Annotated in this window: 26 protein-coding genes, 1 tRNA gene and 3 pseudogenes; 19 read left to right on the top strand and 11 right to left on the bottom strand. The window is 58.8% G+C overall.

Annotation, left to right across the window (positions count from 1 at the left end; all coding sequences use genetic code 11):
- Positions 1-293 precede the first annotated feature (293 nt).
- From cpdR to ACP2YO_RS09225, 3 genes are all read left to right on the top strand, one after another.
- The gene (cpdR, locus tag ACP2YO_RS09215) at positions 294-653 is read left to right on the top strand and encodes a cell cycle two-component system response regulator CpdR (protein WP_426440583.1); all 360 of its coding nucleotides are present in this window, start codon (positions 294-296) and stop codon (positions 651-653) included.
- A gap of 81 nt (positions 654-734) precedes the next feature.
- Positions 735-809: transfer RNA gene (locus tag ACP2YO_RS09220), tRNA-Val, on the top strand.
- A gap of 404 nt (positions 810-1,213) precedes the next feature.
- Positions 1,214-2,002: a hypothetical protein gene (locus tag ACP2YO_RS09225; RefSeq protein ID WP_426440584.1), complete on the top strand. Its 789-nt coding sequence runs from the start codon at positions 1,214-1,216 to the stop codon at positions 2,000-2,002.
- 134 nt (positions 2,003-2,136) lie between these two features.
- On the opposite strand, the pseudogene ACP2YO_RS09230 reads toward ACP2YO_RS09225, so the two are convergent.
- A pseudogene (locus ACP2YO_RS09230) lies at positions 2,137-2,631 on the bottom strand (integrase core domain-containing protein); the annotation flags it as partial.
- Between the two features lie 816 nt (positions 2,632-3,447).
- Here ACP2YO_RS09230 and ACP2YO_RS09235 point away from each other — a divergent pair.
- The 4 genes and pseudogenes from ACP2YO_RS09235 to ACP2YO_RS09250 all read left to right on the top strand — a co-directional run.
- Positions 3,448-3,846, top strand: a complete 399-nt coding sequence (locus ACP2YO_RS09235) for a DUF6471 domain-containing protein (RefSeq protein ID WP_426440585.1) — start codon at positions 3,448-3,450, stop codon at positions 3,844-3,846.
- Positions 3,847-4,304: 458 nt separating this feature from the next.
- Positions 4,305-4,580, top strand: a pseudogene (locus ACP2YO_RS09240) (SOS response-associated peptidase); the annotation flags it as partial.
- Between the two features lie 130 nt (positions 4,581-4,710).
- The gene (locus ACP2YO_RS09245) at positions 4,711-4,953 is read left to right on the top strand and encodes a hypothetical protein (RefSeq protein ID WP_426440586.1); all 243 of its coding nucleotides are present in this window, start codon (positions 4,711-4,713) and stop codon (positions 4,951-4,953) included.
- A pseudogene (locus ACP2YO_RS09250) lies at positions 4,914-5,111 on the top strand (DNA ligase); the annotation flags it as partial. The gene ACP2YO_RS09245 and the pseudogene ACP2YO_RS09250, both read left to right, overlap by 40 nt.
- A 421-nt stretch (positions 5,112-5,532) precedes the next feature.
- On the opposite strand, the gene ACP2YO_RS09255 reads toward ACP2YO_RS09250, so the two are convergent.
- The 4 genes from ACP2YO_RS09255 to ACP2YO_RS09270 all read right to left on the bottom strand — a co-directional run bounded on the left by ACP2YO_RS09255 (position 5,533) and on the right by ACP2YO_RS09270 (position 9,656).
- Positions 5,533-6,057, bottom strand: coding sequence for a MarR family winged helix-turn-helix transcriptional regulator (locus ACP2YO_RS09255; RefSeq protein WP_426440587.1), 525 nt, complete (start codon positions 6,055-6,057; stop codon positions 5,533-5,535).
- Between the two features lie 206 nt (positions 6,058-6,263).
- Complete coding sequence (locus ACP2YO_RS09260) at positions 6,264-8,567, bottom strand: molybdopterin cofactor-binding domain-containing protein (RefSeq protein WP_426440588.1); 2,304 nt, start codon at positions 8,565-8,567, stop codon at positions 6,264-6,266.
- Complete coding sequence (locus ACP2YO_RS09265) at positions 8,564-9,052, bottom strand: (2Fe-2S)-binding protein (RefSeq protein WP_426440589.1); 489 nt, start codon at positions 9,050-9,052, stop codon at positions 8,564-8,566. Before ACP2YO_RS09265 ends, ACP2YO_RS09260 begins: the two co-directional genes overlap by 4 nt.
- A 133-nt stretch (positions 9,053-9,185) precedes the next feature.
- Positions 9,186-9,656, bottom strand: coding sequence for a MarR family winged helix-turn-helix transcriptional regulator (locus ACP2YO_RS09270; protein WP_426440590.1), 471 nt, complete (start codon positions 9,654-9,656; stop codon positions 9,186-9,188).
- 191 nt (positions 9,657-9,847) lie between these two features.
- Here ACP2YO_RS09270 and ACP2YO_RS09275 point away from each other — a divergent pair, with 191 nt between their 5' ends.
- The 4 genes from ACP2YO_RS09275 to ACP2YO_RS09290 all read left to right on the top strand — a co-directional run bounded on the left by ACP2YO_RS09275 (position 9,848) and on the right by ACP2YO_RS09290 (position 12,760).
- Entirely contained in the window at positions 9,848-10,243 is a 396-nt protein-coding gene (locus ACP2YO_RS09275; RefSeq protein WP_426440591.1) for a putative quinol monooxygenase, read from the top strand.
- A 106-nt stretch (positions 10,244-10,349) separates the two neighbouring features.
- On the top strand, positions 10,350-10,844 hold the full coding sequence (locus ACP2YO_RS09280; RefSeq protein WP_426440592.1) for a cupin domain-containing protein: 495 nt from the start codon (positions 10,350-10,352) through the stop codon (positions 10,842-10,844).
- Positions 10,845-11,162: 318 nt separating this feature from the next.
- Positions 11,163-12,098: a glutathione S-transferase family protein gene (locus ACP2YO_RS09285; protein WP_426440593.1), complete on the top strand. Its 936-nt coding sequence runs from the start codon at positions 11,163-11,165 to the stop codon at positions 12,096-12,098.
- Positions 12,099-12,463: 365 nt separating this feature from the next.
- The gene (locus ACP2YO_RS09290; RefSeq protein WP_426440594.1) at positions 12,464-12,760 is read left to right on the top strand and encodes a YciI family protein; all 297 of its coding nucleotides are present in this window, start codon (positions 12,464-12,466) and stop codon (positions 12,758-12,760) included.
- A 391-nt stretch (positions 12,761-13,151) separates the two neighbouring features.
- Here the strand turns inward: ACP2YO_RS09290 and ACP2YO_RS09295 are convergent, their stop codons facing one another.
- The gene (locus tag ACP2YO_RS09295) at positions 13,152-13,532 is read right to left on the bottom strand and encodes a winged helix-turn-helix transcriptional regulator (protein WP_426440595.1); all 381 of its coding nucleotides are present in this window, start codon (positions 13,530-13,532) and stop codon (positions 13,152-13,154) included.
- A gap of 178 nt (positions 13,533-13,710) precedes the next feature.
- Here ACP2YO_RS09295 and ACP2YO_RS09300 point away from each other — a divergent pair, with 178 nt between their 5' ends.
- The gene (locus ACP2YO_RS09300) at positions 13,711-14,523 is read left to right on the top strand and encodes an SDR family NAD(P)-dependent oxidoreductase (protein WP_426440596.1); all 813 of its coding nucleotides are present in this window, start codon (positions 13,711-13,713) and stop codon (positions 14,521-14,523) included.
- Between the two features lie 430 nt (positions 14,524-14,953).
- Here the strand turns inward: ACP2YO_RS09300 and ACP2YO_RS09305 are convergent, their stop codons facing one another.
- Together ACP2YO_RS09305 and ACP2YO_RS09310 are read right to left on the bottom strand one after the other, a co-directional pair.
- Entirely contained in the window at positions 14,954-15,211 is a 258-nt protein-coding gene (locus tag ACP2YO_RS09305) for a hypothetical protein (RefSeq protein WP_426440597.1), read from the bottom strand.
- A gap of 319 nt (positions 15,212-15,530) precedes the next feature.
- Complete coding sequence (locus ACP2YO_RS09310; RefSeq protein WP_426440598.1) at positions 15,531-16,835, bottom strand: MFS transporter; 1,305 nt, start codon at positions 16,833-16,835, stop codon at positions 15,531-15,533.
- A gap of 246 nt (positions 16,836-17,081) precedes the next feature.
- Here ACP2YO_RS09310 and ACP2YO_RS09315 point away from each other — a divergent pair, with 246 nt between their 5' ends.
- Positions 17,082-17,984: a LysR substrate-binding domain-containing protein gene (locus tag ACP2YO_RS09315; protein ID WP_426440599.1), complete on the top strand. Its 903-nt coding sequence runs from the start codon at positions 17,082-17,084 to the stop codon at positions 17,982-17,984.
- Between the two features lie 4 nt (positions 17,985-17,988).
- Here ACP2YO_RS09315 and ACP2YO_RS09320 read toward each other — a convergent pair whose 3' ends face one another.
- On the bottom strand, positions 17,989-19,122 hold the full coding sequence (locus ACP2YO_RS09320; RefSeq protein WP_426434275.1) for an IS630 family transposase: 1,134 nt from the start codon (positions 19,120-19,122) through the stop codon (positions 17,989-17,991).
- Positions 19,123-19,160: 38 nt separating this feature from the next.
- Between ACP2YO_RS09320 and ACP2YO_RS09325 the strand changes: the two genes are divergently transcribed.
- The 5 genes from ACP2YO_RS09325 (at position 19,161) to ACP2YO_RS09345 (ending at position 21,845) form a co-directional block, all read left to right on the top strand.
- Positions 19,161-19,442 carry a LexA family protein gene (locus ACP2YO_RS09325; protein WP_283039996.1) on the top strand — a complete coding sequence of 94 codons (282 nt, stop codon included), beginning with the start codon at positions 19,161-19,163 and terminating at the stop codon, positions 19,440-19,442.
- 129 nt (positions 19,443-19,571) lie between these two features.
- Positions 19,572-20,840, top strand: coding sequence for an aromatic ring-hydroxylating oxygenase subunit alpha (locus tag ACP2YO_RS09330; RefSeq protein WP_426440600.1), 1,269 nt, complete (start codon positions 19,572-19,574; stop codon positions 20,838-20,840).
- Between the two features lie 9 nt (positions 20,841-20,849).
- The gene (locus ACP2YO_RS09335) at positions 20,850-21,356 is read left to right on the top strand and encodes an aromatic-ring-hydroxylating dioxygenase subunit beta (RefSeq protein WP_426440601.1); all 507 of its coding nucleotides are present in this window, start codon (positions 20,850-20,852) and stop codon (positions 21,354-21,356) included.
- Positions 21,357-21,409: 53 nt separating this feature from the next.
- Positions 21,410-21,580, top strand: a complete 171-nt coding sequence (locus ACP2YO_RS09340; protein ID WP_426440602.1) for a hypothetical protein — start codon at positions 21,410-21,412, stop codon at positions 21,578-21,580.
- 1 nt (position 21,581) lies between these two features.
- The gene (locus ACP2YO_RS09345; protein ID WP_426440603.1) at positions 21,582-21,845 is read left to right on the top strand and encodes a hypothetical protein; all 264 of its coding nucleotides are present in this window, start codon (positions 21,582-21,584) and stop codon (positions 21,843-21,845) included.
- A 362-nt stretch (positions 21,846-22,207) separates the two neighbouring features.
- On the opposite strand, the gene ACP2YO_RS09350 is transcribed toward ACP2YO_RS09345, so the two are convergent.
- Positions 22,208-22,909, bottom strand: coding sequence for an SDR family NAD(P)-dependent oxidoreductase (locus ACP2YO_RS09350; protein ID WP_426440604.1), 702 nt, complete (start codon positions 22,907-22,909; stop codon positions 22,208-22,210).
- A 2-nt stretch (positions 22,910-22,911) separates the two neighbouring features.
- Entirely contained in the window at positions 22,912-23,451 is a 540-nt protein-coding gene (locus ACP2YO_RS09355; RefSeq protein ID WP_426440605.1) for a 2-hydroxychromene-2-carboxylate isomerase, read from the bottom strand.
- Between the two features lie 246 nt (positions 23,452-23,697).
- Here ACP2YO_RS09355 and ACP2YO_RS09360 point away from each other — a divergent pair, with 246 nt between their 5' ends.
- Positions 23,698-24,555, top strand: a complete 858-nt coding sequence (locus ACP2YO_RS09360; protein WP_426440606.1) for a TetR/AcrR family transcriptional regulator — start codon at positions 23,698-23,700, stop codon at positions 24,553-24,555.
- The last annotated feature ends 17 nt before the right edge of the window (positions 24,556-24,572 follow it).

The following is a 24,572-nucleotide window of genomic DNA, read 5'->3' on the forward strand; positions in this document are numbered from 1 at the left end:
GCGCCGTCCCTTGTCCGCTGTATCCGCAAAAATTGATTCTGCCGGCAAAGCGGAGATTTATGGGGTCTTATTGTCGGTAATCGCAGCCATTTTGCCAAGTGAAAAGACTGTGGCAGCCGCTGGAACGGGTCTTAAGAACAGAAAATGCCGTACCCGGTTGATTCGATGCGTGGTTCGGTCCACAAATAGATGGTGCTCTCCGCCGCTGGTCCGGAGCAAACTTCACCCGAAATTTACCGACTGTCGGGCTTAGTGTTCGGACCGATCCTCCAGCCGGGTTCGCTGCTCCTGCCATGCCGAAAATCCTTCTCGCCGAAGACGATAACGATATGCGCCGTTTCCTGGTCAAGGCGCTGGAAAACGCCGGTTTCAAGGTCTCGCCGCACGACAACGGCATGTCCGCCTATCAGCGGCTGCGCGAGGAGCCGTTCGAGATGCTGCTCACCGACATCGTGATGCCGGAGATGGACGGTATCGAGCTGGCGCGCCGCGCCTCGGAACTCGACCCCGATATCAAGATCATGTTCATCACCGGCTTTGCCGCCGTGGCGCTGAATTCCGATTCGGATGCGCCCAAAAATGCCAAGGTGCTCGCCAAGCCGGTGCACCTGCGGGAATTGGTCAGCGAAGTGAACAAGATGCTGGCGGCCTGATTCGGGCCAATTTTCCGGACTTTGCGTCCTTGCCTGCCCCGCCGGGGTCCGTTATAGGGACCCGACCCAATACGACAATTCGGGCGCGTAGCTCAGCGGGAGAGCACTACCTTGACATGGTAGGGGTCACAGGTTCGATCCCTGTCGCGCCCACCATCTTCTTCAAAGACTTAGGCGTTTGGCGCCCGGTCTGCGAAAAGATGATTTCCACGAACTTTCCACGAGACCCGTCGTGGACACATTCGCTATCGATGCGCTTCGCCATGGTGGCGATGGCCTGTGCGCTGGTCGTCGAGCGAATGGAATGGGAATCCGAAGCAAAGCCCATCAAGCCCCCTGTTACTCCGATGGTAACGCTGGTTACAACGGCCCGTTCGTAATCCCCGCTGTTCATGCAGTCGCCCGTCATCTTCTCTCTTGCGGCCCCGCGATCTATGATCGTCGTGCGTGCGATAGAACCGCGTTAGCTAACTCCACTATACGCGGCCTCCGGCCTATTGCAAGCAAAAGTGATCTTAGGCATTGTGGCTTATTGATTCTCCTCCCATCCTGAAAAGATAATGGTCGGCAAACCCAAGCTTCCGAACTGGCTCGCCTATATCCGACCCCACGTGCAACCCTATATGGCGTTGGGCAGGGGAGAGCGCGCTAAGTACATCGCGAAGTTGTCGAAGAAAACCGAACTATCCGACAATAGCTTGCGGCGCATGATCGCGGCGGCGCAGTTCCTGGAGGCGGAAGGCATCACCGATCTACCCCCCGGCGGTCGCCTGCCATTGGGTTCGGTCGAAAACATCGCGCGTATCGCCGCGCACGAACCGTCGCGTCGGCGAGAGCTTTTAGACCAAGTTTGGGCCGGTCGGCTCACCATAGATCAACTCGCGGAAGAGTTAGAAAAAACGAGGAAAGCCGCCAAACGCCGGGCCAATGTAAAGCATGTAGATCCGCGGGAATTCACGGATCGTATCTTGGCGGTTAAAGCCATTGATACTCTTGAAGCAAAGCACTTCGATCTTGAGGGGATATCAGTTAACCGTTTCGACGACGTGATCGGCGATCTCCGATACTTCGATTTGCAGACCAAACCTTCGCTCGTCCTTCAAATTCTAGGTAAGCCGCCAATGGTCGTATTGGATGGCTCGGAAACGGGAGGCACTGCCGCGTCTTTCATGAGACAGCGCCAAGAATTCCTGCGCAATGTCTTGGTCGCGGCCGGTCTCTTCGAAACAGTGCTTGTCTATGCTCCGCACTGGCATGGGGACCTAGAAAGTCTTGTTCGCCACGCGCGCCCATCCGTGGGAGCTCGGATCATTATCATTGGAGAGCCTCAGTTGACCGTCCCAAACTAGTTTTCATTTGCGCTTGGTTGGTTTCTACGGCCAGGAAGCAGCTAGTATTTAAGACGCCTATCGGGGGTTCGAATCCCACCCTCTCCGTCACCGGTATCACTGTCCGGCCCGGATACATGGGTGACAGATTGTACCTAAGACATAGGTGACAACCTCGTGCCGAACGGGTTGTCGAGTGGTTGCAAGGTTTTCTGCTCCAGGTCGAAGTACCCCAAATCATAGTGCATGAAGCTGACGAGCCAAATGGCGTCGTCGACTTCCTTGATGCCGAGCTTTTGCCCAGCCAGGACGGTTGAGATGTTGATCCTCTTGCGGTGCAGACAGAGCCGTCCGCAGGCGGTGACGAGCACATCGCGGTCGTGGAACGGATAGGTCAGCTCCGGCAGCCCGTCATAACGACGCGAGGCGGCGGTGTAGAGCTCGGCGGGGCACTTCATGTCGAGCGCCTCATGGGGCCGTTCGGTATTGAACTCGCGAAGGAAGGCATCGAAGCGATCTTGCTGCTGCAGGCTGTTGAAGCCTGGCGGCCGGGTGGCTTCCTTCTTGAGCGTGAGGTGCATGCGCTCATGGCGGCCGTTTTGCTGCGGATGGCCGGGCTTGATGCGTTCGATGGCAATGCCGAGCCTGAGCCGGCGCGCCGAGGGCGCCGTTCGGCAGGCCGCTCCCGAACAGATCCATCTGCTGCTGCGACCGCGGTTGTCGATTGTGTCGGTATCCGCTCCCTGGCATTGCCGTCTCGCGTGACATGAGCCGCTCCCCGATTCTGGTCGTGAGAGCCTCTGGATGCGCCAGAAAGCGGGGCAGCTGATGGCGTTCGATCCTTCAACGCCAGATCGAGAAGCGCAGCGAGCGCCGCAAGTGCATCGATGCTAACAAACGGCTGAGCTGTCAGAAGCTCGGCGTCAGGGCAGGCCGTCCGGTCGAACATCCATGCTGGAACTTCCAGCCAACGGTCTGCTTGCGATCCGTCCAGGGTGCAGCGAAAAACGACATCGTCCGCCTTGTCGACCGCCCCATGAACGCAAACTCGGCGACCAAACCAGGGATGATGCCGATAAAGAACCTCGCGAAGAACGGTCCTGTGGGCGTTCTCAAACGTCGTTGTACAACAACCACAGGCCACATCAGGCCCTCTCGGCGGACAGACACCAAAGGACTTCGCACTAACCAAAGCCGAGACAACTCAATCAGCGAATTAGTGAACACGCACAGAAATGACCGCCGGAACTCCCGATCGCGGAGCCTGGGCCCTGCTGATTGCGGAGCACGGTCCACCCCTGGCGCTTAAAGCCATTGGCACCGTGAAGCAAATCAGCAGTAGGCTGGGGTCACGGTTGGGCAGGTTCATTGTGAATTCGTTCTAACGGCGATGATTGGCGACAAGACAGCTGCGGGTGGCTCGACTATCGCAAGACCATGAACTCGTGACCCCAGAGCCCGATGAAATGGCAATGACCAAGCGTCGGCTCTTGCTAAAGCCGCACGACGTCGAGGTTGTCGAGACAAACTATCATATCGTTTCCTGCGATGATGGCCGCGACAGACGTCCTGCCGCACCGCTCAATCGAGTATCGCCGTTATATCCAATATTGCATCTGGCAAGATTGCTCGCGACGCATTGGCGTGAATGGGGGCAGCGCGCCAGCGCTTTCCTGAAGTCTGAAATGAAGAAGGCCGATGTCACCTATGCCGAACTGGTGAAGCGGCTGAAGAAACACGGCCTTAAAGAGGAAACCGAGGCCGGGATCACCATGAAGCTGAAACGAGGATCGTTTACGGCGATCTTCTTTCTTGCGTGCGTTGCAGCGTTAGAGCTTGAACAGGTGGTGTTGGAGGAGATTTAATAATCCGGCACTTGCGCACCCGCTAACGGAGTAATTATCTCCTAAGCGAATCAAGCGCTTATGCTAGGATTTATTACTTTACATTGATTCAATTCAACGCGGAGAGAGCTTCATGAACTCTCGGCACCTGAGACGGCAATCTGATTGGGTTATGGCTATGTGGTTCGCCTGGCTTACGTGCCTGGTCGGGATTGCGCTGCTTATATTTTTGCATTCCTAGGCTTCCTCACGGCCTAGACGCTTTATCGGTGCCTTTGGAATCTCATCCGCGCCAAATAACACTCGCGTTCTATCAAATCCGAGCGCAAACTTCCCTGCATCACAGGGGGAAGCGTCATGATCGAACAGCCCCATCCCGCCCCGTATTCAGTCCCCGCGCGCATCTGTCTTGCCGTTGCCCTCTTTAGCGCTGTGCTGCTCGCCTTCCTAATGCCGGTGGCGTTTGCGCCATAGTACCGGGCATTTGGACCGAGTTCAGGGGCGACCGCGGCACGAAGTCGAAGCCTATTCCCGGCCCTCATCTGGTCTACGGTTTTCTCACGACATCGCCGAACGCAGTCGTCGAGCCGATCCATTCGAAGGCCATGCCCGTGATCCTGGCCACGGAGGAAGAGCGCGAGGTCTGGATGCGCGCGCCGTGGGACAAGGCCAAGGCGCTGCAGCGGCCGCTGCCGGACGACGCGCTGAGGATCGTGATGCGCGGCGCCGACAAGGAAGACAAGGCGGCGGCGTAGGAAGCTTTACACAAGACGGCGGAACACGTGGAAAAGCCGCGGCCCCTACGATCGCGGATCCCAGCTCTGTGTTAGCAGCCCGGAACGAATTGGCGGGTGCAAGGATTCGCCCCGAGCAGGAGCGCTCGCGATGCTGATGATGAAGGAAAGAAGGCCCGCGATCCGGTCGCTGCGCGGATGGGCGATCTCGGCGCTCAACGAAGCCGGCGCCATCCGCGAATGCGAGACGCACGGCTGGATGCAGGACCGCGCCGATCCGCATGCCCGGGAACGCGCCTTCGAGATCGCCCGCCTGGATCCGCCGCCCGGCGTATCGGCGCAGGCGGCCTCCGCTTCGACAAGGTTTCGGCAGCCGATTTGCAGAAGCGGCTGAAGCCGCTGATCCGCAAGACGCAGCCCTACGCGAAGCGGATCGCGCACAAGGGCATCTGGGTCGAGCCGAAGCTGCTCGCCGAAATCGAGTACCGCGCCAAGTCGGCGGAGGGAAAGGTCCGCCACCCGTTCTTCAAGGGGTTGCGAGAGGACCTGTAATGGACGCCTCAAGCTTCTGGCAACGGGCGGAGAAACCGCTCGACAGCCCGCTCACCATCCCGACCAAACTCCACCGGGCGGTGATTGGAGCTTGATCCAGACGAACGACATGACCGCGAAGGTGAACGAAGCGCGACGCGCGTGGCCGACCCTGAACGCTGACGAACCGGGAAAAATCAGATACGGCGTCCGGATGATAGGGGTGGTCCCGTTCTTGGTCATGAAATCGTCGATCGGCATCTGTTTCGGTAGGACAGTCGAATGGTGCGTCCGAATATTCGCCTGGCGACCGCATGAACGACAGGCGCAAGTAATCGAGCACGCAGAGCCGCCGGGGCAAACCCGGGGCTCTGTTCATGTATTGAAGCAAATCCAGCGTGACGGAAGACGCAATCTGTGGCGGGACGCATCGGACGACGAGTCAGGAGCCTCGCGCGGGCAGCTTGACAACGGTAGCCTTCAGCTCCTTGGGACCCGCGCAATTTACGAAATGTTGAAGGCGATCCCGCAGATCGGAGAGTTCGTCCAACGGCATGTTCAGGAAGCAGTAGAACTCGCCCAACATCTGTTCGGTCCGCTTCCGAAGCGAAACCCCCTTCGGGGTCAGATCGACAAGCACGCGCCGTTCGTCGGCGGTCTGTCGCCGTCGGGTAACAAATCCTTTGCTCTCAAGCCGTTTGAGCATCGGCGAAAGGGTGCCAAAGTCCATATGCAGCAATGAAGCAAGCTCGCCCACCCCTTGCGGGCCACGTTCCCAGAGCACGACGAGAACCAGATACTGGGGGTAGGTCAAGCCGAGCTTGTTCAGGAAAGGCACGAACAAACGCGTCATGTGATTACCGGCGGAATAAAGCGCGAAGCAAAGATGGCTGTCGAGTGCGGGCATGTCCACGGGAGCGACAACGCTTTGGCCATGCAGGCTTCTTCTTTTTAGGTCACGTGGCATGTCTTGAACTTTCCTGAAGACTGTCAGACGGGGTCTCAGAGGACGATGCTACGGTTATCCTTGGCGCCTGCGAGAAAGCGTCCGCTGTACGCATTGGTTGAGGTGAATCTTACCGTTAGCTTATGGGACTCCGCAAGCCGTATAGAAGAAAACCGCCGGAGTGGGCCCTCCGGCGGATCATCCAAGATTGCGGGTTGCAACCTACTTTACGCCTTCATCGCGGCTTTCACGGCTTCGGCCGTAATCGGCAATGCACGGATACGGGCGCCACATGCGTTGAAGATGGCGTTGCCGAGCGCCGGCGCGATGACGGTCACGGCCGGTTCGCCGACGCCGGTGGCCTTTTCGCCGTTGGCGATGACGCTGATGGCGACTTCCGGCACCTGGCTCATCCGCAAAGGCGTGTAGGTGTCGAAGTTGGTCTGCTCGATGCCGCCATCCTTCAGCGTCGCCTTCTCGTAAAGCGCAAGCGACAATCCCCACAGCGCCGCGCCCTCGACCTGGGCACGGATATTGTCGGGATGCACCTGGGTGCCGACATCGGTCGCCACCGTCAGCTTCTTGACCTTGACTTCGCCGGAGCTGTCGACCGCAACGTGGGCCACGCAAGCGGTCCAGCTTGCGGTCGCCCGCTCCTGCGACGAGACGCAGGCCACGCCCATACCCTCGCCCTTGGTCAGAGCCTTGGTGCCGTAACCCGACATGCCCATCGCGGCGAGCAGAGTGTTGCGCAGGCGTTGCGCACCGCCGTCGTTCTTGCCTTTGCCGTCGAGCATGTCGATGCGGTACTGGGCCGGGTCCTTGCCGACCGCATGCGCCAGTTCGTCGACCATGCTTTCGACCGCCCAGAAGGTCCAACCCGGCGCCACCGACCGCAACTGCCCCGAGGGGGTGGCGTTGTGCGCCATCTCGTTGAGGATGGCGCGGACATTGTGATTGGGCACGCTGTAGAAGAAGTCGGCGCCATTCACGGCAAAGCCGTCGAGACCGCCCTTCTTGTCGACCGAGGGGGTGAGGAAATCCGGGATTCCCCAGCGCTTGGTCGGCCACGCGCTGACGACGTCATGGTTCAGCGCGATCAGCTTGCCGTCGGCATCAAGACCGGCCTTGACCTTCTGCATCGTCAACGGACGCGAGAAGTCCATCGTCATGTCGTTTTCGCGCGTGTAGATCACCTTGACCGGCTTACCGACCGCCTTCGCCGCCTGCACTGCCGGCACCATCATGTCGGCGTCGAGACGGCGGCCGAAGCCTCCGCCCAGCCACATCTGATGCATCACGACATATTTGGGATCGACCCCGGCAGCGCCCGCCGCGAGCGCGCCGGAGCGCGTCGCGAACTGGTTGCCGGAATAGATGTGCCAGATCTCGCCCTGGAGCTGAGCTGTGGCGTTCATCGGCTCCAGCGGACAATGGATGTTGATGCTGGTGGTGTATTCCGCCTCCATCACCTTGGCCGCCGTGGCGAACGCGGCCGCCGTATCACCATCCTTGACAAAGAACAGCCCGGAATCGCCCAGCGCCTGCAGGCGTCTGGCTTCCGTCAATAGCGAATCGCTCGACAGTTTGGCGTTCGGGCCGCCGTCATACTGGATCTTCAGCGCATCCGCCGCCTTGCGGGCTTTGGGGTAGGTGTCGGCCACCGCCACCACCCAGCCGGTCGTGGTCGCCGTCTTATCGTCGAGCGTCACCGTCTTGATGAAGCCCGGCACCTTCTTGGCCGCGCTGTCGTCGACCGATTTCACCGTCGCGCCGTAGCGCACCGGCGGCGTGATGATTGCGCCGTACGTCATGCCCGGCAACATCACGTCGATGCCGTATTTGGCCGTGCCGTTGGTCTTGGATGGAATGTCGAGCTGCGGCACCGAGACGCCAATCATGGTGTACTGGTCTGGCGTCTTGAGCTTGATCGCCTTGAGCTCGTCGGGCGTGAAGGTCTTGGTCGCCTTGCCACTCTTGACGACCTCGGCGAACGTCATCGACTTCTTCGACTTCGGATGCGAGATCACGGAATCCCGCACCACCAGTTCGCCGGCCGGCACGCCCATCGAGACGGCGGCGGCTTCGGTCAACGCGATCCGCCCCGCGGCACCGGCGCGGCTCATCGCATCGTAGTTCATCGTGGTGCTCCAGCTTCCGCCGGTGAGTTGGGCGCCGAGGACGGGATCGTTAAACTTCGGATCGTTGGAGGCGAGCTGGACCCGCATGTCCTTCCAGTTCGAGCCGAGTTCTTCGGCAATGATCTGCGCCATGGTGGACGCAATGTGCTGGCCCATGTCGGCCTTGCCGCAGCTCACCGTCACCAGCCCGTCCGGCCCGATCGAATACCAGACGCTGGGATCGAAATGGCCCGGTGCGGCAAGCGCGCTGTCGGCGCCAACGAGGCCGGGGACCGCGGAATAGCCGAGCGCAAGGCCGGCGGCGGCGCTGCCGACCAGGAACGAGCGGCGGCTGAGATCGACGGGCGCGGGGGTCCTCGTATCGGTGCTGATTTTCACGTGCGTATTCATGTTGCCCTCCGCTCGGTGGCGGCGGACGCGGTGCGCATTTCGGAAGCCGCACGCATGATCGCCTTCTGGATGCGCGAATAGGTCATGCAGCGGCAGAGATTGCCGTCCATGTGCGCCATGACTTGTTCCTTGCTCGGATCGGAGTTCTTCGAGAGCAGCGCAGCCGCCTGCATGATCTGCCCGGACTGGCAGTAGCCGCATTGCGGCACCTGCTCGGCGATCCATGCCTTCTGCAAGGGATGATCACCCTTGGCGCTCAGGCCTTCGATGGTGGTGATCTTCTTGCCGGCGACATCGCTGAGCGCGGTCTGGCAGGATCGGACGGCCTCGCCGTTGACGTGAACCGTGCAGGCGCCACACAGGCCGGCGCCGCAGCCGAATTTCGTGCCGGTCATCTGCAATTGTTCGCGGATGACCCAGAGCAGCGGCGTATCATTGGCCGCCTCGACGGACATATTCCGCCCGTTGATATTTAAGGTAGTCATGTTTCCTCCGAAAAGCGGTTTCACCCCGCTGACATGACCGTCCGCCTATCCGGTCATGTCACTCCATCTTCGTGTGGAACTATTTTTGTTTCTACGAACGCACACCTTCGTGTCCTGAAGTCGTCGAGCTCGCTCAGGAAGCTAACTTGAGATTCTTGCGGGGAGCGCTCAGGAGCTCTCTGGGTCCCGCTGAGTTGACGAAGTGATGAAGCCGATCCCGCAGATCGGAGAGTTCGTCCAACGGCATGTTCAGATAGCAGTAGAACTCGCCCAGCATCTGTTCGGTCCGCTGGCGAAGCGAAACCCCCTTGGGCGTTAAATCGACAACCACGCGTCGTTCATCGGTGGGAAGTCGGCGTCGCCTGATCAGTCCTTTGCCTTCGATGCGCTTGAGCATCGGCGAAAGGGTCCCGAAATCCATATGGAGCAGCGTGGCAAGATCTCCCACGCCTTGCGAACCGCGCTCCCAAAGCACGACCAGAACCAGATATTGAGGGTAGGTCACGCCGAGCTTCTGAAGGAACGGCACGAACAGCCGCGTCATGTGGTTGCCGGCGGCGTAGAGTGCAAAGCAAAGGTGGCTATCGAGTGCCGGTACGCTCACAGGGGAGGTGCACCTGCGTCCCTCCGGAGTTTTTCCTGTTGCATTGCGTCGCATATCATTGACTCATATTACATCGTGTGCAAGTTAATAGTGTCTTCTATAACTGTCAACGACCGTTTGGAAGGGGCGTCGCCGGTTGGCTTTCGGGGGCTGGCGTTCACACGAAAACAACCAAAAGGAGAGGGAACATCATGTCAGACATGGATCGCCGTGCATTCGTTACCGCCGCCGCCGTAGGAGGTGTAGCGGTTACTGTGCTTGCTGCTTCGTCCGCTATGGCTGCGGGACAAAGCGGCTACTTCGTGATCGCCGAAATTGTGTCCAAGAAGGACAAGGCTGACGATCTTCGCGCCCTGTTGGTGCCGTTCGCCGAAAAATCCGCCAAGGAGCCCGGTTGTCTGGTCTACACGCTGATGGAGGTCATCGCCGAGCCGGGTCGCTTTCTGACGTTCGAGCGCTGGAAGGACAAGGCTGCTCTCGATGCGCACATGGTCACGCCGGATATCAAGGCGATCGTACCGAAGCTGGATCCCGTTCTGGCAAAGCCGTTCACCCAGCTTTTCCTCGACGCGCGCACGGGCGGCTAAGCAAAAAGCTCGCCGAATACCACTGGCGGGTCGCCGCTCTCGGAACGGCCCAGAACAACATTCGATCTGTAATTCAAAGCAAACATAGCAACACAGGGAGGGAAGAATGCGCGGTCTAATCTATGGATTGGGTGCGATGGTGGCACTCGCAGTTGCTGCTCCGGCGTTTGCAGGCGATCTGACGAGCATTGAAGTCGACCTCAGCGGCAGAGCGATTGCGGTCAGGAAGGAGCCTGGAAAGCTCGCGCCGATACCGGACATTGGCGGCATACCGAACAAGGGTTTCAATTATGCGGCACTCTATCAAGTGCCGCCTAACAGCATCGATATCAGCAAAGGCATCAATGTGATGCGCGGGCACGTCGACGCCAACGGCTTGATCGCGCTTCACGAGGGAGCAGCGGAACAGACATACGTTCTCTACGTCATCAGCGGCACTGGCAAGATGACCCTGAACGACAAGGATGGCAAAAAGTACGGCGATATCACCTACAAGCCCGATGACGTCATTCTGTTCCAGCCGCATACGTGGCACGGCTGGGTCAATGGCGATACGCCGTTCGAATTCCTCGGCTTCGACATGCAGGCGCCGAAGAAATAGTAACGATCGGCGCGACCAAAGATCCAATGACGGCAACCCCATTGCACGGTGGGTCAATGCCGATGTGGTCTTCGAATTCCTCGGCTTCGACATGCCGGTGCTGCGAAAGTAGGCGGGCGCCGGTTTCTACCGCGTAAGCTCTCTACCATCGGCGGTCCTCCGGTTTCGGCGGTGGTAGCGACTCAGCTCCCGTGGGTTCGGGTGATCCCGAGCCCCGTTCTTGCGAAGTGCCGCGAACGAGCTCTATCGGCAGAGCGCGCGGACCTGAACCGTTCGCTGGAACGACGCGTCCGGCAGACAACATGAGGAGGAAAACACATGTCACAGGTTATCCTGCATCACTACCCACTCTCGCCTTACTCGGAAAAGATACGCCTTGCCCTCGGCCTCAAAGGCGTGAGCTGGAACTCGGTCGAAATTCCGGTTTGGACGCCGCGGCCCAAACTGACCCCGATGACGGGAGGCTACCGGCGAACTCCGATCCTTCAAGTCGGGGCAGAGTTCTACTGCGATACCCTGCACATTCTTCGAGCCATCGAAGAACTGGGCTCTTTAGGCTCGCTCTATCCCAAAGGACAGGAAGGTCTCGCAAAGGCCTTGGGCTGGTGGATCGAGAAGGGCTCCTTCATGAACGCCGTCTGTCTCACGATCGGCAACATGCCCGGACTCCCGCAAGAACTTATCGACGAACGACGCCCGCTATTCCGGGTCAACCTCGATCCCGAGGTATTGCGGCCCAAGCGCGCGTTGTATCTGCAAAGGGTCAACGCACACATTGCCTGGCTCGCTGAGGTTCTGGCCGACGGTCGCAAGTTCGTCTTCGGGGAACAGCCTTCCGCGGCAGACTTGTCGGCTTACCATCCCATATGGTTTGCACGACAGAATGGCGGTAGCGAGGTCAACGAGCTGATATCCTTCGCAGGCGTGATTGACCGATGGTTCGAAGGTGTTGCCGCCATAGGGCACGGCAATGCCTCGGAAATGACGCCCGACCAGGCCATCGAAGTTGCAACGGCGAATACACCGAGTGAGCCGAGCCAATGGTCCTCCGAGGCGCAAAACGTTGGGCTCCGTCGCGGCGACTGGGTCAGCGTAACTCCCGACGACTATGGCAACGCGGTATACGGAAGCATTCTCGCCTGGACGCCCGATGAAATCGTCGTCCGGCACGAAGACCCTTCAGTCGGGAAGGTGAACCTACGCTTCCCGCGAGTCGGCTTTGACGTCGCTCCTGCGGAAAGGCTGGCTGCTTAAGAAGCGTTCCGGGCCGATCGGGCGGAGTTCTACCAAGGCGCGGGTCGGACCGCGCCTTCGACGTGCTGGGAGCGCGGACACGCATGGCGGATTATCTTTTCGGCAGCGAGTTTACATCGGCCGACATCATGATTTGCTTCACGCTCAGCACCACGCACAACTTAGGTTTGTGCAAAAAAAAGATCGTTTCTCACACCCGATCCGGAATCCCTACATACTCGGGAATTTTTCTATTTCGGATGTGGTCGTGAAAGGGTGCACATCAATTCAGATGACGGTCATCATGTCATCACATTGGCTCGCCACTTCTCACAAACATCGGACCGCCAGACAGGCGTGTATGCCCGCCAAATCAGGAGCAGAAAATGAAATACTACCTTTGCAAGTACATTCCGCCGCGCGAGGACTTTCTGGCAACGATGACCGCCGATGAGAAAGATTGGATGAATCAGCACGGGGCCTTTCTGGACGATCTGCTCGACAAGGGGCTGATCGTCGCGCACGGCCCCGTGATGGATCCAAGCGGCGGTTATGGCGTCTCGCTCTATCAGATTCCCGATGATCAGGACATCGCAGCTCTCACCTCGGAAGACCCCGTCGTAAAGAACGGCACCGGTCATTATGAGCATCATCCGATGCTTCATTTGAAGGCGCGCGGCTGACACGCCGGTTGGACGGAGAATGGCCAGCAGTAGATCGAACCGCCGGGGCTCAATAAGGAAATTACCTAGGACCACCGCACCCATTACTGGCGCGTCCGAGCGGCATTGGCGCCGTCTACGCCCGCCGCCTCGCGGCATGGGGCCTCAACCTTTGTTATCGTCGCTCGCGCGACCGACCGACTCAACACGCTGGCCGACGAATTGCGCGGCGTTTTGGCGTCAGGCTTCAGTAACGAGCGCTATCGGGACTGAATGGCAATGGCCTCGGCACTCTATCGCAGGGCGCCGCCACCACGCCGCCTCACCGACCCGCGCTCTCCCCGGCTGCGCAACCCGCCAGCTTCGCCGGGGTGGAGCGTTGCCGTGGCGCCGCTTCCCCCAAAAGGGGTCCCTATTCGGTGCAAATCTGGGGTCCCGTTTCGGTGGTCATTGACACTTTCGGTAGGGTCAATCCCTCAGGCCCCCACTCGAGCGACCAGACGGCTAGGGCGTTCAGGACTAAGCGGAGCGCCTCGCCCTTTGGGGTCGGCGAATAAAGGGTTTGCGCGCCATTGTTCGGATCATCGGCGCGGGTAATCAGCCCCGCCTCGACCATCGCCTTGAGCCGGTCCGCTAGAACGTTGGTTGCGATCCCTTCGCCGGAATTGAGGAAATCCCGGTACTTCCGTTTCCCTCCGATCAGCATGTCACGCAGGATCAGGAGGGTCCATCGGTCGCCGAAGACATCGAGCGCGAAGCAGATCGGGCATCGGCTGTGGGTCCGTTGTTTCATCCGCTTTCCATTCAATCCCGCAACGAGCGCCCACGATCCGAGCCCGAAGCCCGACCGCCTCCCGAGCGCGGCCCAATTAGATTATTTGCTTGCAAAAAGCAAGTTCCGCCGCTATATGCAGCCGAGATGATCACTTGCAAAAAGCAAGTCGGTTATCTGGTGAAGGAGGCCTGACCATATGAGCGCTCGCAAAGATAAGGGACTCGCAGTCGTTACCGGAGCTTCGCAGGGAATCGGGGCGGTTTACGCCCGCAAGCTCGCCGAGCGCGGCCACGACGTGGTGCTCGTCGCGCGCAACCGGGACCGGCTGCGCGAGAACGCCGCGGAAATCCGAGCGGCGACTTCCCGGGAGGCCGAGGTCGTGGTCGCGGATCTTTCGACCGCGGCCGACACGTCGGCGCTGGCCGAACGCCTTCGGAGCGATCCTGCGATTTCCGTCCTCATCAACAACGCAGGCGCGACCTTGGATGGCGGCCTGCTTGCAAACGATGCGGACGCCGTTGCGCGCCAGATCGCGCTCAACGTGACGGCGCCGACGCTGCTGGCGCAAGCGGCGGCGAAAGCCTTCATCGCCCGCGGCGGCGGCGCTATCGTCAATATCAGCTCGGTGGCCGCCTTCGCTCCCGAAATGTTCGACGGCGCCTATAGCGGTTCGAAGATGTATCTTCTCAATCTCACCCTGGGCCTCGCCAGCAAGGCGAAGGACTCCGGGGTCCGTTTCCAGGCCGTGCTGCCCGGGCCGACAAACACGGACATGTGGGCGCGCGGGAGCGTGCCCGCGAGCGTTGTTCCGCCCGAGAGGATCATGGAGCCGGAAGATCTCGTCGAAGCCGCCCTCATGGGCCTCGACCGTGGCGAAGTCGTCACTGCGCCGACGATCGACGACGAAGCCGCCTGGCAGGCCTACGAAGCCGCTCGCCGCGCCCTCGGATCCCATTTTGCGGCAGGGAAGCCAGCTGCGCGCTACCGCGCATCGGCTCCCGCGCTCTGAGCGCGCCTTCCTCCCCGCCCGAGGCGCGAAGCCGCAAATTCCAAATCAGAAGGGCCCGCCATGAAATCGACACAGGCGAGGACAACGCCGGCCCTCGCTTCCGCGCCAGGCTCTTACGCCGACGGAGATTCGCTTTCAGACCTGCAGCGCGCGCACGAGGCTAGACGGCAGGTATGGCGCCCCATCTGACCACAGGAAGAACCATACAGCTCATCGGAGCGCAAAGGCGGCAGATTTCGCGCTGTTCGTTAGGGACGTCTTCTCATCGTTTAACGAACCCGTCCGTATCGATTCCGTCGGACTATAGGCTGGGAACAGGTGGAAAAGCGTGAGCTCCTCCGATTTCGAATCCCTGGCCTGTGCTAACCGCCGGAACAGCATTTGAAACAACTCCGGCTGAGTAAACCGCACAGGCACTCCGAGTCGGCCATTAGATGCTCGCAGGAAAGACCGGGCGCATCACGGTGACTCGATCGAATGCGGCTGCGTCGCTTCCGCAATTCCGGTCCACGATGTTGACGGTCCGCTTAAGAAAGCGGGCATCGATCCGTTCGCTGCGAGATACCTGTCCGAGGATGGCACCCGCCGCGTCGTAAAAAGGGTGATGGAAAAGCAGCTTGACCGGCTGAAACTTTGGCAGCGCGAGCGGACGCCCACCAGACCCTTCAGGCGCCGAGGCCGGCTTCAAGACCCTTTCGAACTCGGCAAAAACAAAGCCAGCGCGGGCTCCAAGTTCGAAGGATGGCGCCGACGACGCGGGCGGGGCGGTCTTACGGAGGCTCGTTGGTCGGACGGCACGGTCGCATATCACGGACTGTTTGGGAATGTTTGGATCTGGTGAGCCAGCGTGCCTTTATTAACGGACACCAACGCAAAATTGGGAAGCGGGCTTTAGAAGGAGGCCGGGTGCAGCCTCCTTCAGGATGTGATTCGCGCGCTCTTTTGTCAGGGACGTGCGGCGGGTCTTCAAGAGGTCGAGGCATCCAGCCGAAAGACCGTCGGCCTCACTATTTTGCTGGGGCAACCTCAAGGCCGGCATTCACGCCCTCAGCAGGCGACGAGATTTCTGGGGCAAATGCGACATCCGAGTTTCCGATCTCGCGGTCGAGGTTCTTTACCACCAGGCCGAAGCCGCCGCATCCCAAAACAATACCCACGAGGGCGGTGAACAGTAATGGAACCGTAAAACCGCCGGTCTGAGAAATCAGCAAGCCGGTGATAAGCGGCGCAAGCGCGCCGCCGAGGTTGCCGCCTACATTTTGGATGGATGCGCAGGAAGAAACGAGATGTGGAGGGGCCACATCGATCGGCATCGCATTGGCAGAAGCAGTCGTCAAGCTAATCATCGAGACAGCTAACGTCATTGCTACGACGGCAAGCCATGTTTCGTTCGACAGCGCTACGACTACCGTGAAAATGGTTGCGCCGAAAATGCCGCCTACAGCGAAAATTTTTCGGATACGCGATACGGTGTAACCCTTTGCTATCAAGCGATCGCTTGCCCAGCCGCCGAAGATCGTGAACGCGATGCCTGAAACAAACGGCAGCATCGCTAGAAAGCCAGTGCTCAAAATCGGCAGATTGTGCTTCAATGCGAGATAGCCCGGAAGCCACGATGCGAAGACGTAGTAGACGTAGAGATAGCCGGCTTGGCCCAGCACCATTCCCCAAACCGACCGGACCTTCAGCAGTGACGACCATCGAATGTTGGATTGAGCGCGGACCGCGTGTGTGGTCGCTTCTTCGTGCGGCCTTTTGTAGATCAGCAGCCAAGCGATAACCCACAACGCACCGAGCAATCCCGTGGCCACGAATACCCACGGACGTCCAAATTCGGCCAGCAAAAGCGAGGAAAGCGGAATTCCAACAGCCAAGCCAATCTTGGTGCCAGAAAACTGTGCGCTAACCGCGAAGCCGCGCTCGGTTTTGTTGAAGTTGTGCTTGATGACTTGAGAGCCCGCTGGAATGTTGGGTGATTCGCCAATCCCCACCAACGCGCGAAGCGCAGCCAAAGGCCAGAATTGCGCGGTTAGTCCGCAAAGAGCTGTGGCAAGGGACCAGCCGGCAACGGCGATTGGAAATGTTCGGGTCGCACCGATGCGATCAGTCAGCGGTCCGGCGAAAATGATAGCGCCCACATAGAAGAAGTTCAGAAGCGACATCAGAAGGCCAGCCGAGCTGGGCGAGTAGGAATGCTCCTTGATAAGTTCGGGCAGGACGACGGAAAGATTAACTCGATCGATAAAGCTCAAGGACTGAGACGCTGCAAGAAGCAAGAGCAAAGCAATCTTGTAGCTGCTTAAGACTTTCATCGGTCCTCCAGTGATTCATCCCTGATCTTATTTTGCGGACTGCTGCCGCAGTGATCGGAGGACACTATAGGACGGCCTTTCCTCAAGGCTCCAATAAGCTGGCCAAGAGAATAAATAAGCCAAGCTTATCTAGGTTGCTGCAATTGCAGTATCGATATAAACGCTGTGTGGCTCGTAAGAGCTAATTAATCGAATTGCTACAGCGAGATTCGGAAATGCTTGTTCAAACGGACCAGGGGGACAGCGATGGAATTTCGACGCTTGAAGTATATGTCCATCCTGGCAGAAGAGCTTCACTTCGGACGGGCCGCTGAGCGGCTTGGAATAGCTCAGCCCGCGCTGACGCAGCAGATACAAGCGCTGGAGCGAGAACTTGGCGTCCAACTTTTTCACCGAACCAAGAGGTCAGTCAAGCTGACAGTTGCGGGCCGGGTGACATTAATCGAGGCCATCAGGACGCTTCAGCAGGCGGAGAAAACGGCGCTAGTCGCGAGGCAGGCTGGTAGGGGCGAACTGGGACATATCGAAATTGGGTATGTGGGATCGGCGATCTTTTCAGGCGTGTTGTCAAAGGCCATTTCGCGGTTTCGCGAAGACAATCCGCTAGTTGAATTCCGCCTGAATGAGATCGGAATCGTCCAGCAACTCGACGACGTGGGGAGTGGGAGACTTGATCTTGGCATTCTTCGGCTGCCGGTGAAATCGCTACCACCAGATGTGGCGATGCTGTCGTTGCATAGCGAGCCGATCATCTTAGCGATACCAGGTCGACATCGCTTGGCACGATTGAGGACCGTGACGCTGCAGGCACTGAAGTCCGAGCCATTCGTCGCCGTGCAAATTCAAGAGGGTAGTGGCTTCAACGCACAGGTCGCTCAGATTTGCGCCACGGTTGGTCTGACGCCGCAGATAACCCAGCGTGCGGGCCAGTTCACGGCCCTTGCGGGGCTGGTTGCTGGCGGCTTGGGGGTAGCGTTTGTTCCGGATTCGATGCGGCATCTGAAAATTGCGGACGTAGCCTACCGCCCGCTGGCAAAGATCAATCAGCAATCCGAACTGGCGATGATATATCGAAAGTCCGAGCGGGCACCGGCCGTCGCGGCTTTTGTTGAGCAAATCCGACGGTCGGTTCGCCCTAACACCCGCTAGTGGTCTACCACAGTGATTTTGACTCTTTGGCGGTGGCTGGATAGGCGCGGCCGAGTTTGGCGCGGGCTTTGTCGGTTGTGAACATCCATTTGATTCGGGCTCGGGTTTTATTTCGCCGCCGTTGCCATGCTGTGATCTCATTTCGGAGCCTTTTGGGGTCGTCGATGCGGCGGCCGAGACACTGGCGCTGAAGCACGCTGATCTCGCACTCAACCATGTTGAGCCAACTGGCGTGCTTCGGGGTGTAGTGGAATTCGAGGCGGCACAGGATGCGTCGGGCCTCGGCGGGCGCGAAGGCCTCATACAGCGCCCCAGGCTTATGGATCGACAAATTGTCCTGCACGACACGGATGCAGGCGGCGTCGGGATAATGGACGTCGACGAGCTCACGCATGCAGTGGGCGTAGTCCACGGCGGCGCGGCGGTCGGTGAGCTTGACGTTGCGCCAGCCCCGATACGGATCGAAGGTGACGAAGAGATTGACGGTGCCGTTGCGGCGATACTCGTAATCGTAGCGCTCGCGCTGTCCCGGTTGGGCCGGAACCGGCTGGCGCACCTCGCCGATCAGCTGGACGGGGGTCTCGTCGAAGCAGACCAGCGGCCGGGCGGGATCCGGCGTCTCGGCGTAGAGATCGAGCACGTCCTCCATGCGGGCGACGTATTCGCCGTCGACATGGGGAATGCACCACATGTCCCTGCGCCATGGTTTGAGGTCGTTCTCGGCCAGCCGGCGACGCACGGTCTCGCCCGACAGGCTGTCGTGATCGGTGAGCTTGACCATCGTGTCGGCCAGCAGCGTCAGCGTCCAGCGTTTGCGGCCGGCAGGCGGCTTGGCGCATGCCGTCGCCACCAGCAGGGCCTCCTCCTTTCCGGTCAGCTTGCGCTCTGCGCCCGGACGCGGCTCCTCACTCAAGGCCCGCTCCAGATTGCCTTCCACGAAGCGGCGCTTGGTCCGGCTGACGGTGGAAAGGCTGACACTCACGGTCCGGGCAATCTCCTCGTCGCTGCGGCCCCTATCGGCCGCCAGCAAAATCTGCGCCCGCTTGAGCTTGCGGGCGGCGTGCTTGCCGCCGCCGAGCATCGCCGTCAGTTCGTCGCGCTCGGCTTGGCTCAATTCGACCCGATAACGTACATTCATGCTTTGCCTCCTTGTCGGAGGCCGGGACGAATCGATCCATGAGTCAAAAATCAGGCGCGCGCTTAACCGAGAAGCAGGGTCACTACCTCGCTTTCATCCATACCTATTCGTACATGTTCGGACAGCCGCCCGCCGAAGCCGACATTCAGCGCCATTTCCGCGTCAGCCCGCCGTCAGTCCACCAAATGATCGTCACCCTCGAACGAAACGGTTTCATTCGCCGTCAGCCCGGCGTTCCCCGAAGCATCGAGATTCTCCTGCCACCCGAAAACTTGCCGATCCTCGAATGGCTCGGTATCAAAACGTCAAAATCACTGTGATGAACCACTAGTGGCCATAATATGAATTACTTATTTATTTAACCCAAATCATTATTGGCTGAGCTGCCGCTGCGCTCGGTAATCTTCCTAGAGCGCCTCGAAATCGGCGACGTAGGGAGAACTTGAGATATGTTGAATACTGTCAACTCCAGCACGGCCTCTTCCAAAACAGCAATCGATTTCGAGTGGCCTGCTGAGGGCATCGCGCGCGCCCCGTACCGCCTGTTTACCGATCCAGAGATCTACCAGTTAGAGCAAGAGCGGATATTCCGAGGTCGATCCTGGAATTTTCTTTGCCTGGATGTCGAAATTTCAAACGCCGGAGACTACCGGACGACGACAGTTGGAGAGACGCCGGTCATCATCACCAGGGACAGGGACGGAAAAGTTCACGCCATGGTCAACCGGTGCGCTCACAAAGGCGCGCTCGTTTGCCTTAAGAAGAAGGACAATGTGCCCAGTCTTTCTTGTGTCTATCATGCTTGGAATTATGAGCTCGATGGCCAACTGAAGGGGGTGGCGTTCCGCAACGGCGTTCGCGGTCAGGGCGGTATGCCCAGCGACTTTGACGTCAGCAAGCATCGGCTTCAGCCGGTTCGGACGGAGAGCTTCTGCGGCATGATCTTCGGGACGTTCTCCGAAGAGGCGGCGGATGTCGAATCGTATCTCGGCCCCGAAATGGCGCAGTTCATCAAGAGAAATCTTGGCCGGCCGCTGCGCGTTCTCGGCACGCATAGCCAGATGATTCACAATAACTGGAAGCTCTATGCCGAAAACCTGCGGGACTCATATCATGCGACCCTGCTGCATACGTTCTATACGACCTTCAAGGTGAATCGGTTGGACATGGATGGCGGCATCATCCTGTCTGACGACAAATGGCATCACCTTAGTTTTGCGCGTCGCGCGAAGATGCAGGAAGCGGCCGAATATTCCGAGGCTAAGGTTCACTCCGCCAACTACGACTCGGCTCTTGAGGGACCCGGTCTGCTGGAGGCCTGGGACGAGTTCGATGACGGTATTACGCACAGCATCCAGACTGTGTTCCCCAATATGTGCATTCAGTTCACCCTGAATTCATTGGCCATTCGCTTCTTTGCGCCGCGGGGCGTGGACAAGACTGAGTTGTTCTGGATCTACCTGGGTTACGAGCGTGACACCGAGGAGCAATCGCAGATGCGCGTCATGCAGAGCAATTTGACGGGAGCGGCTGGTCTGGTCTCGCTGGAAGATGGTTGCATCAACGAGTTCGTTCAGCGCGGGACCCGCAACGATCCACAATGTGCATCGTTCATGGAAATGGGAGGCCGTACAGCCGAGTCCGAAAAGAATTCTCGTGCGACCGAAACCGCCGTCAGAGGTTTCTGGCACGGCTATCGCAGCATTATGGGATTTTGAGAGGTCGCCATGCAAAACGTCATCGAAAGGCCTGTCGCGCAGGCAACCGGCGACCAGTACAGCAAGATCGCCGACTTGATTACGTCGTACGCCTATGCCCTGGACGACGGCAAGATTGATCTATGGCCGGAGTTCTTCACCAATGATGGCATCTACCATATCACGACACAGGAAAATCATGATGCGGAGTTGCCGATAGGTATCATGCGCTGCGTCGGTCGCGGAATGATGACCGATCGGGTCAAGGCATTCCATACAGCGAATATCTTTGAGCCGCATAAGTACAATCACATCATCGGGCGCCCCATCATGTCGCAGGACAAGGGCGCCGGTAGCGTTTCGGCGCGATCAAACTTTCAGATCGTCCGCATCATGGAGACCGGGCGGATGGAATTGTTTGCCACGGGAAAATATCTCGATGTGGTTCAGGTTGAAAACGGCATCCTGAAGTTCAGGGAGCGGGTTATCGTCCTTGATTCGAGAAATGTCGATATCCTGATTGTTGTCCCACTATAGTCGCGCGTTTCAAACATGTCCTGGTATCATTGCAAGATCAAAGGCAATATTTGATGGGCGATCAATTTACGAGCGCCGATATTTTGCTGACGACATGCCTTGTTTGGGCGATCGATTATGGGGTGAATGTCTGCGAAGACGCCCTGCCGTATATTCGCCGCGTGACTTTGCGCCCGGCGTATAAAAGCGGCTTATTGGCCAATGGCTCCGCGAACGCCAGCTGAAATGATAGAACTTGACGTTTCCGGAGCCAAGGAGGCCTTACGATCCATCGTCGAAGAGGTCGCGTTCAGCGTCGCATCTCTTCCGTTGGAAGCGCGTGACCGATGCCTTCAAAAGAAACGTAAGAATTTCGAGATTTGCTTTCAAATCGGGGGCGTCGATCCGGCATATGACGCAGGCGCTCGACGGACAATCGAACTGGTAATGAGCGGCATCTATGCGCTTTTGAAGGAGATCGACCGCAGTTCGGCCTATAAGGCCTCGTAACGTCTAAAAAGTTCATCCTCGTCATGGGCCGTCGCGACGGCTGACCTCGCTTCCAACGGCTTCTAAATGATGGCGATCACTTCCATCGCCGATGTCCCGCTGGGGACGGTGTTCAACTGCCGTCAAGAATCTCCATTTTAAAGTGACCGCGTTATGCGGCGTTGCCGTCTATTGCGATGTGATGACCGAACGCCCGGACTTCCGGGAGCATGGCCCGCAACGCCTTTCCCAAGGAGACGCCCATTCAAATCCACCGTTTCACTCCATTCAAGAGTGACGAATCGAGCTTACGTAGCTAAATTGCCCCCGCAACCACCTTAAACGGCGGAATCGAAGGATCTCTGAGCGTAATTGGACTATGGCTACCACTTCTCTGCGAACGGGCGCAGCTCCACATTGAATGACCAAGCCGACCGAGCCTGGTGGGCCACGTGCCATATTTCTTCGGCTATGGCGGTGGGTTCTGCAAAGAACTCGTCCGGCTTGTCGGCGAAGTGCTTACGCGCCCAGGGCACGTTGATGACGGCATCGACCATCAGATAAGCGACGTGGATGCCCTTCGGACCGAGAAAACGCGCCATCGATTCGGCGAGAACCCGCTGAGAGGCTTTGGACGGAGCGAAAGCCGCGTAATTCGCCACGCCCCGAAATGCGGAGGTATTTCCAGTCGCAACTATCGCGCCTTTCCCGGCACCGATCATCGAAGGCGCCACCGCGCGGGCTACGTACATCAGCCCCATCGTGTTCACCCGAAAGTTCGTTTCCAAGGCTACGGGGTCGACCGCCAGGAAATCCCCGAACGTACCTCCTACAGCGTTGTGGATGGCGACCGTGGGAGCGCCGAACTCCCGCATCACGGTCGCAACCGTTTCGTTCACCTGGCTCTCGTTTGTGACGTCACAAACGTGAGCCGACGCGTCGGGCAGCTCCGCCTTCAGGCCCACCGTCCGCTTCTCGGATCGAGCGAGGAGCGCGACGTGATAACCACCTTCGGAAAATCGTCGGGCAAGAGCGCTTCCCGTTCCGGGGCCTACGCCTGTGATGAGACATACCGGTTTTGACATGCTCAAGCCTGTACGTTCGATGTTGCCGCCGCGGCGACGAAATCCAGGCGGTCGTTTCCGAAGAACACTTCGGAGCCGACGACAAAGGATGGAACGCCGAACAGTCCCTTTTCCGCCGCCAGGCGAGTTCGGTGGTCCAGGTCCTGAACGGTTGCATCCGCGCCGGCCAGATCGACGATCTGCCGTCCCGGAAGCCCGGCGTTCTCCAGGTATTCCCTGAGAATGGCGGCGTCGCCCAAGTTCAGCGATTGCGCAAACAATCCGTCGAAGGTCTTCGAGACAAACGGGGGCCCAACGTCCAGCTTGATGGCGGCGACCGCCGCCCGCAGAAGAAACTTCAGGTCGATCGTGCGGAAGTGCTCGTTACGCCGCCAAGGCAACTGATAAGCCTGAACCCATCTTTCGACGTCGGCTCGAACATATTTCTTCTTGTTCGCGCATTCGAGGCTGGTCGGAGTATTTCCGGTCGCCTTCATGAGTTCGAAGATACTGGTCGGCATGTAGACTACGTTGGCGTCCGACGACTTCGCGATCCCGTCCAACTGGGAATGCGCGAGGTAGCTGTAGGGACTTCCGAAGTCGAAATAGAATTCGATCTGCCTTTTCACGATCTTTTTTTCCCCTCTGGTTGCGGAAATTCGGTCCAGTAGGACCTTCCTGAGGACCGGACGTCTCTACGAAGTCATTGTTTTCTAGAATAAAAATGATCTCGCTTCGGTTTCACTTGACATATTCTGACTAGTAAGTATGTTATTTTTCACGTTCTTAAGTCAATAGGAAAGTCGGCTGTGCTGACATCGCCTCGCGTCAAGCTCTTGCCTTCGGTTGCCCCGTCCGTGATTCCTGACGGAGCAACCGAACCTGTTGATAAACCGGGGTTGGCGCAGTTTGATTTGTCTCGACGGCTTCGGCCAGCGGCGGCTAGTTTCGCCGGCATGAGAAAAAAGCAACAGACACTTACGAACGTCGAACATCGCGAGAAAAGCATCGAGGCCGTCCTGTCCGCGGCCGAATTTCTCTTCGTCACCCGCGGCTACGTAGGCACGACAACCGAACGGATCGGCGAGCTCGCCGGCCTCACCAAAGGCACCGTTTATTTCTATTTCAAGACGAAAGAAGGCGTCCTTCTCGAACTGCTGAACCGGGTACGAGCCGACGTTCTCGTGCCTTACGTGCAGCGGCTGCGTGACGAGAGCTTGTCTCCGGCCGACCGCATCACCGCCTTCTTGAAGTATTCCGGTCGCATAGCCGCTGAGCGCCCCGGAGCGATGCTTCTCCCGATAGTCGTCTCGATCGAGCAGGCAGGCACGAATTCTGACGCGGAAAAGCGCGTCAGGGCCGGCTACGACCGGGTCGCACTGGAAGTAGAGCGTGTCCTGGATCTTGGCCAGGCCTCCGGGGTCTTCCGCTCGGACCTGAGCAGCAAGAACCTGGCGCGCCTTCTGATCGCGACAAACGACGGCATCATGCTCGAATGCCTCAGGCAGAATCTGCGGTTCCAGGTCGACCAACTGATCCATACGCTTCAAGCGATGATCTTGTCCGGCCTGTCGGGAAGCGTTCTTCAAGCTCCCTTCACCGAAGCGGTCGATGGTCCGTCCGTGCTGGAAGTTCTCAAGCACCGTCTTTCCAAGAACGACGCCTGAGGTTCTCACCTCGCCAT

Source organism: Bradyrhizobium genosp. P, assembly GCF_049949265.1.
In the GTDB taxonomy this organism is placed as follows: Bacteria; Pseudomonadota; Alphaproteobacteria; order Rhizobiales; family Xanthobacteraceae; genus Bradyrhizobium.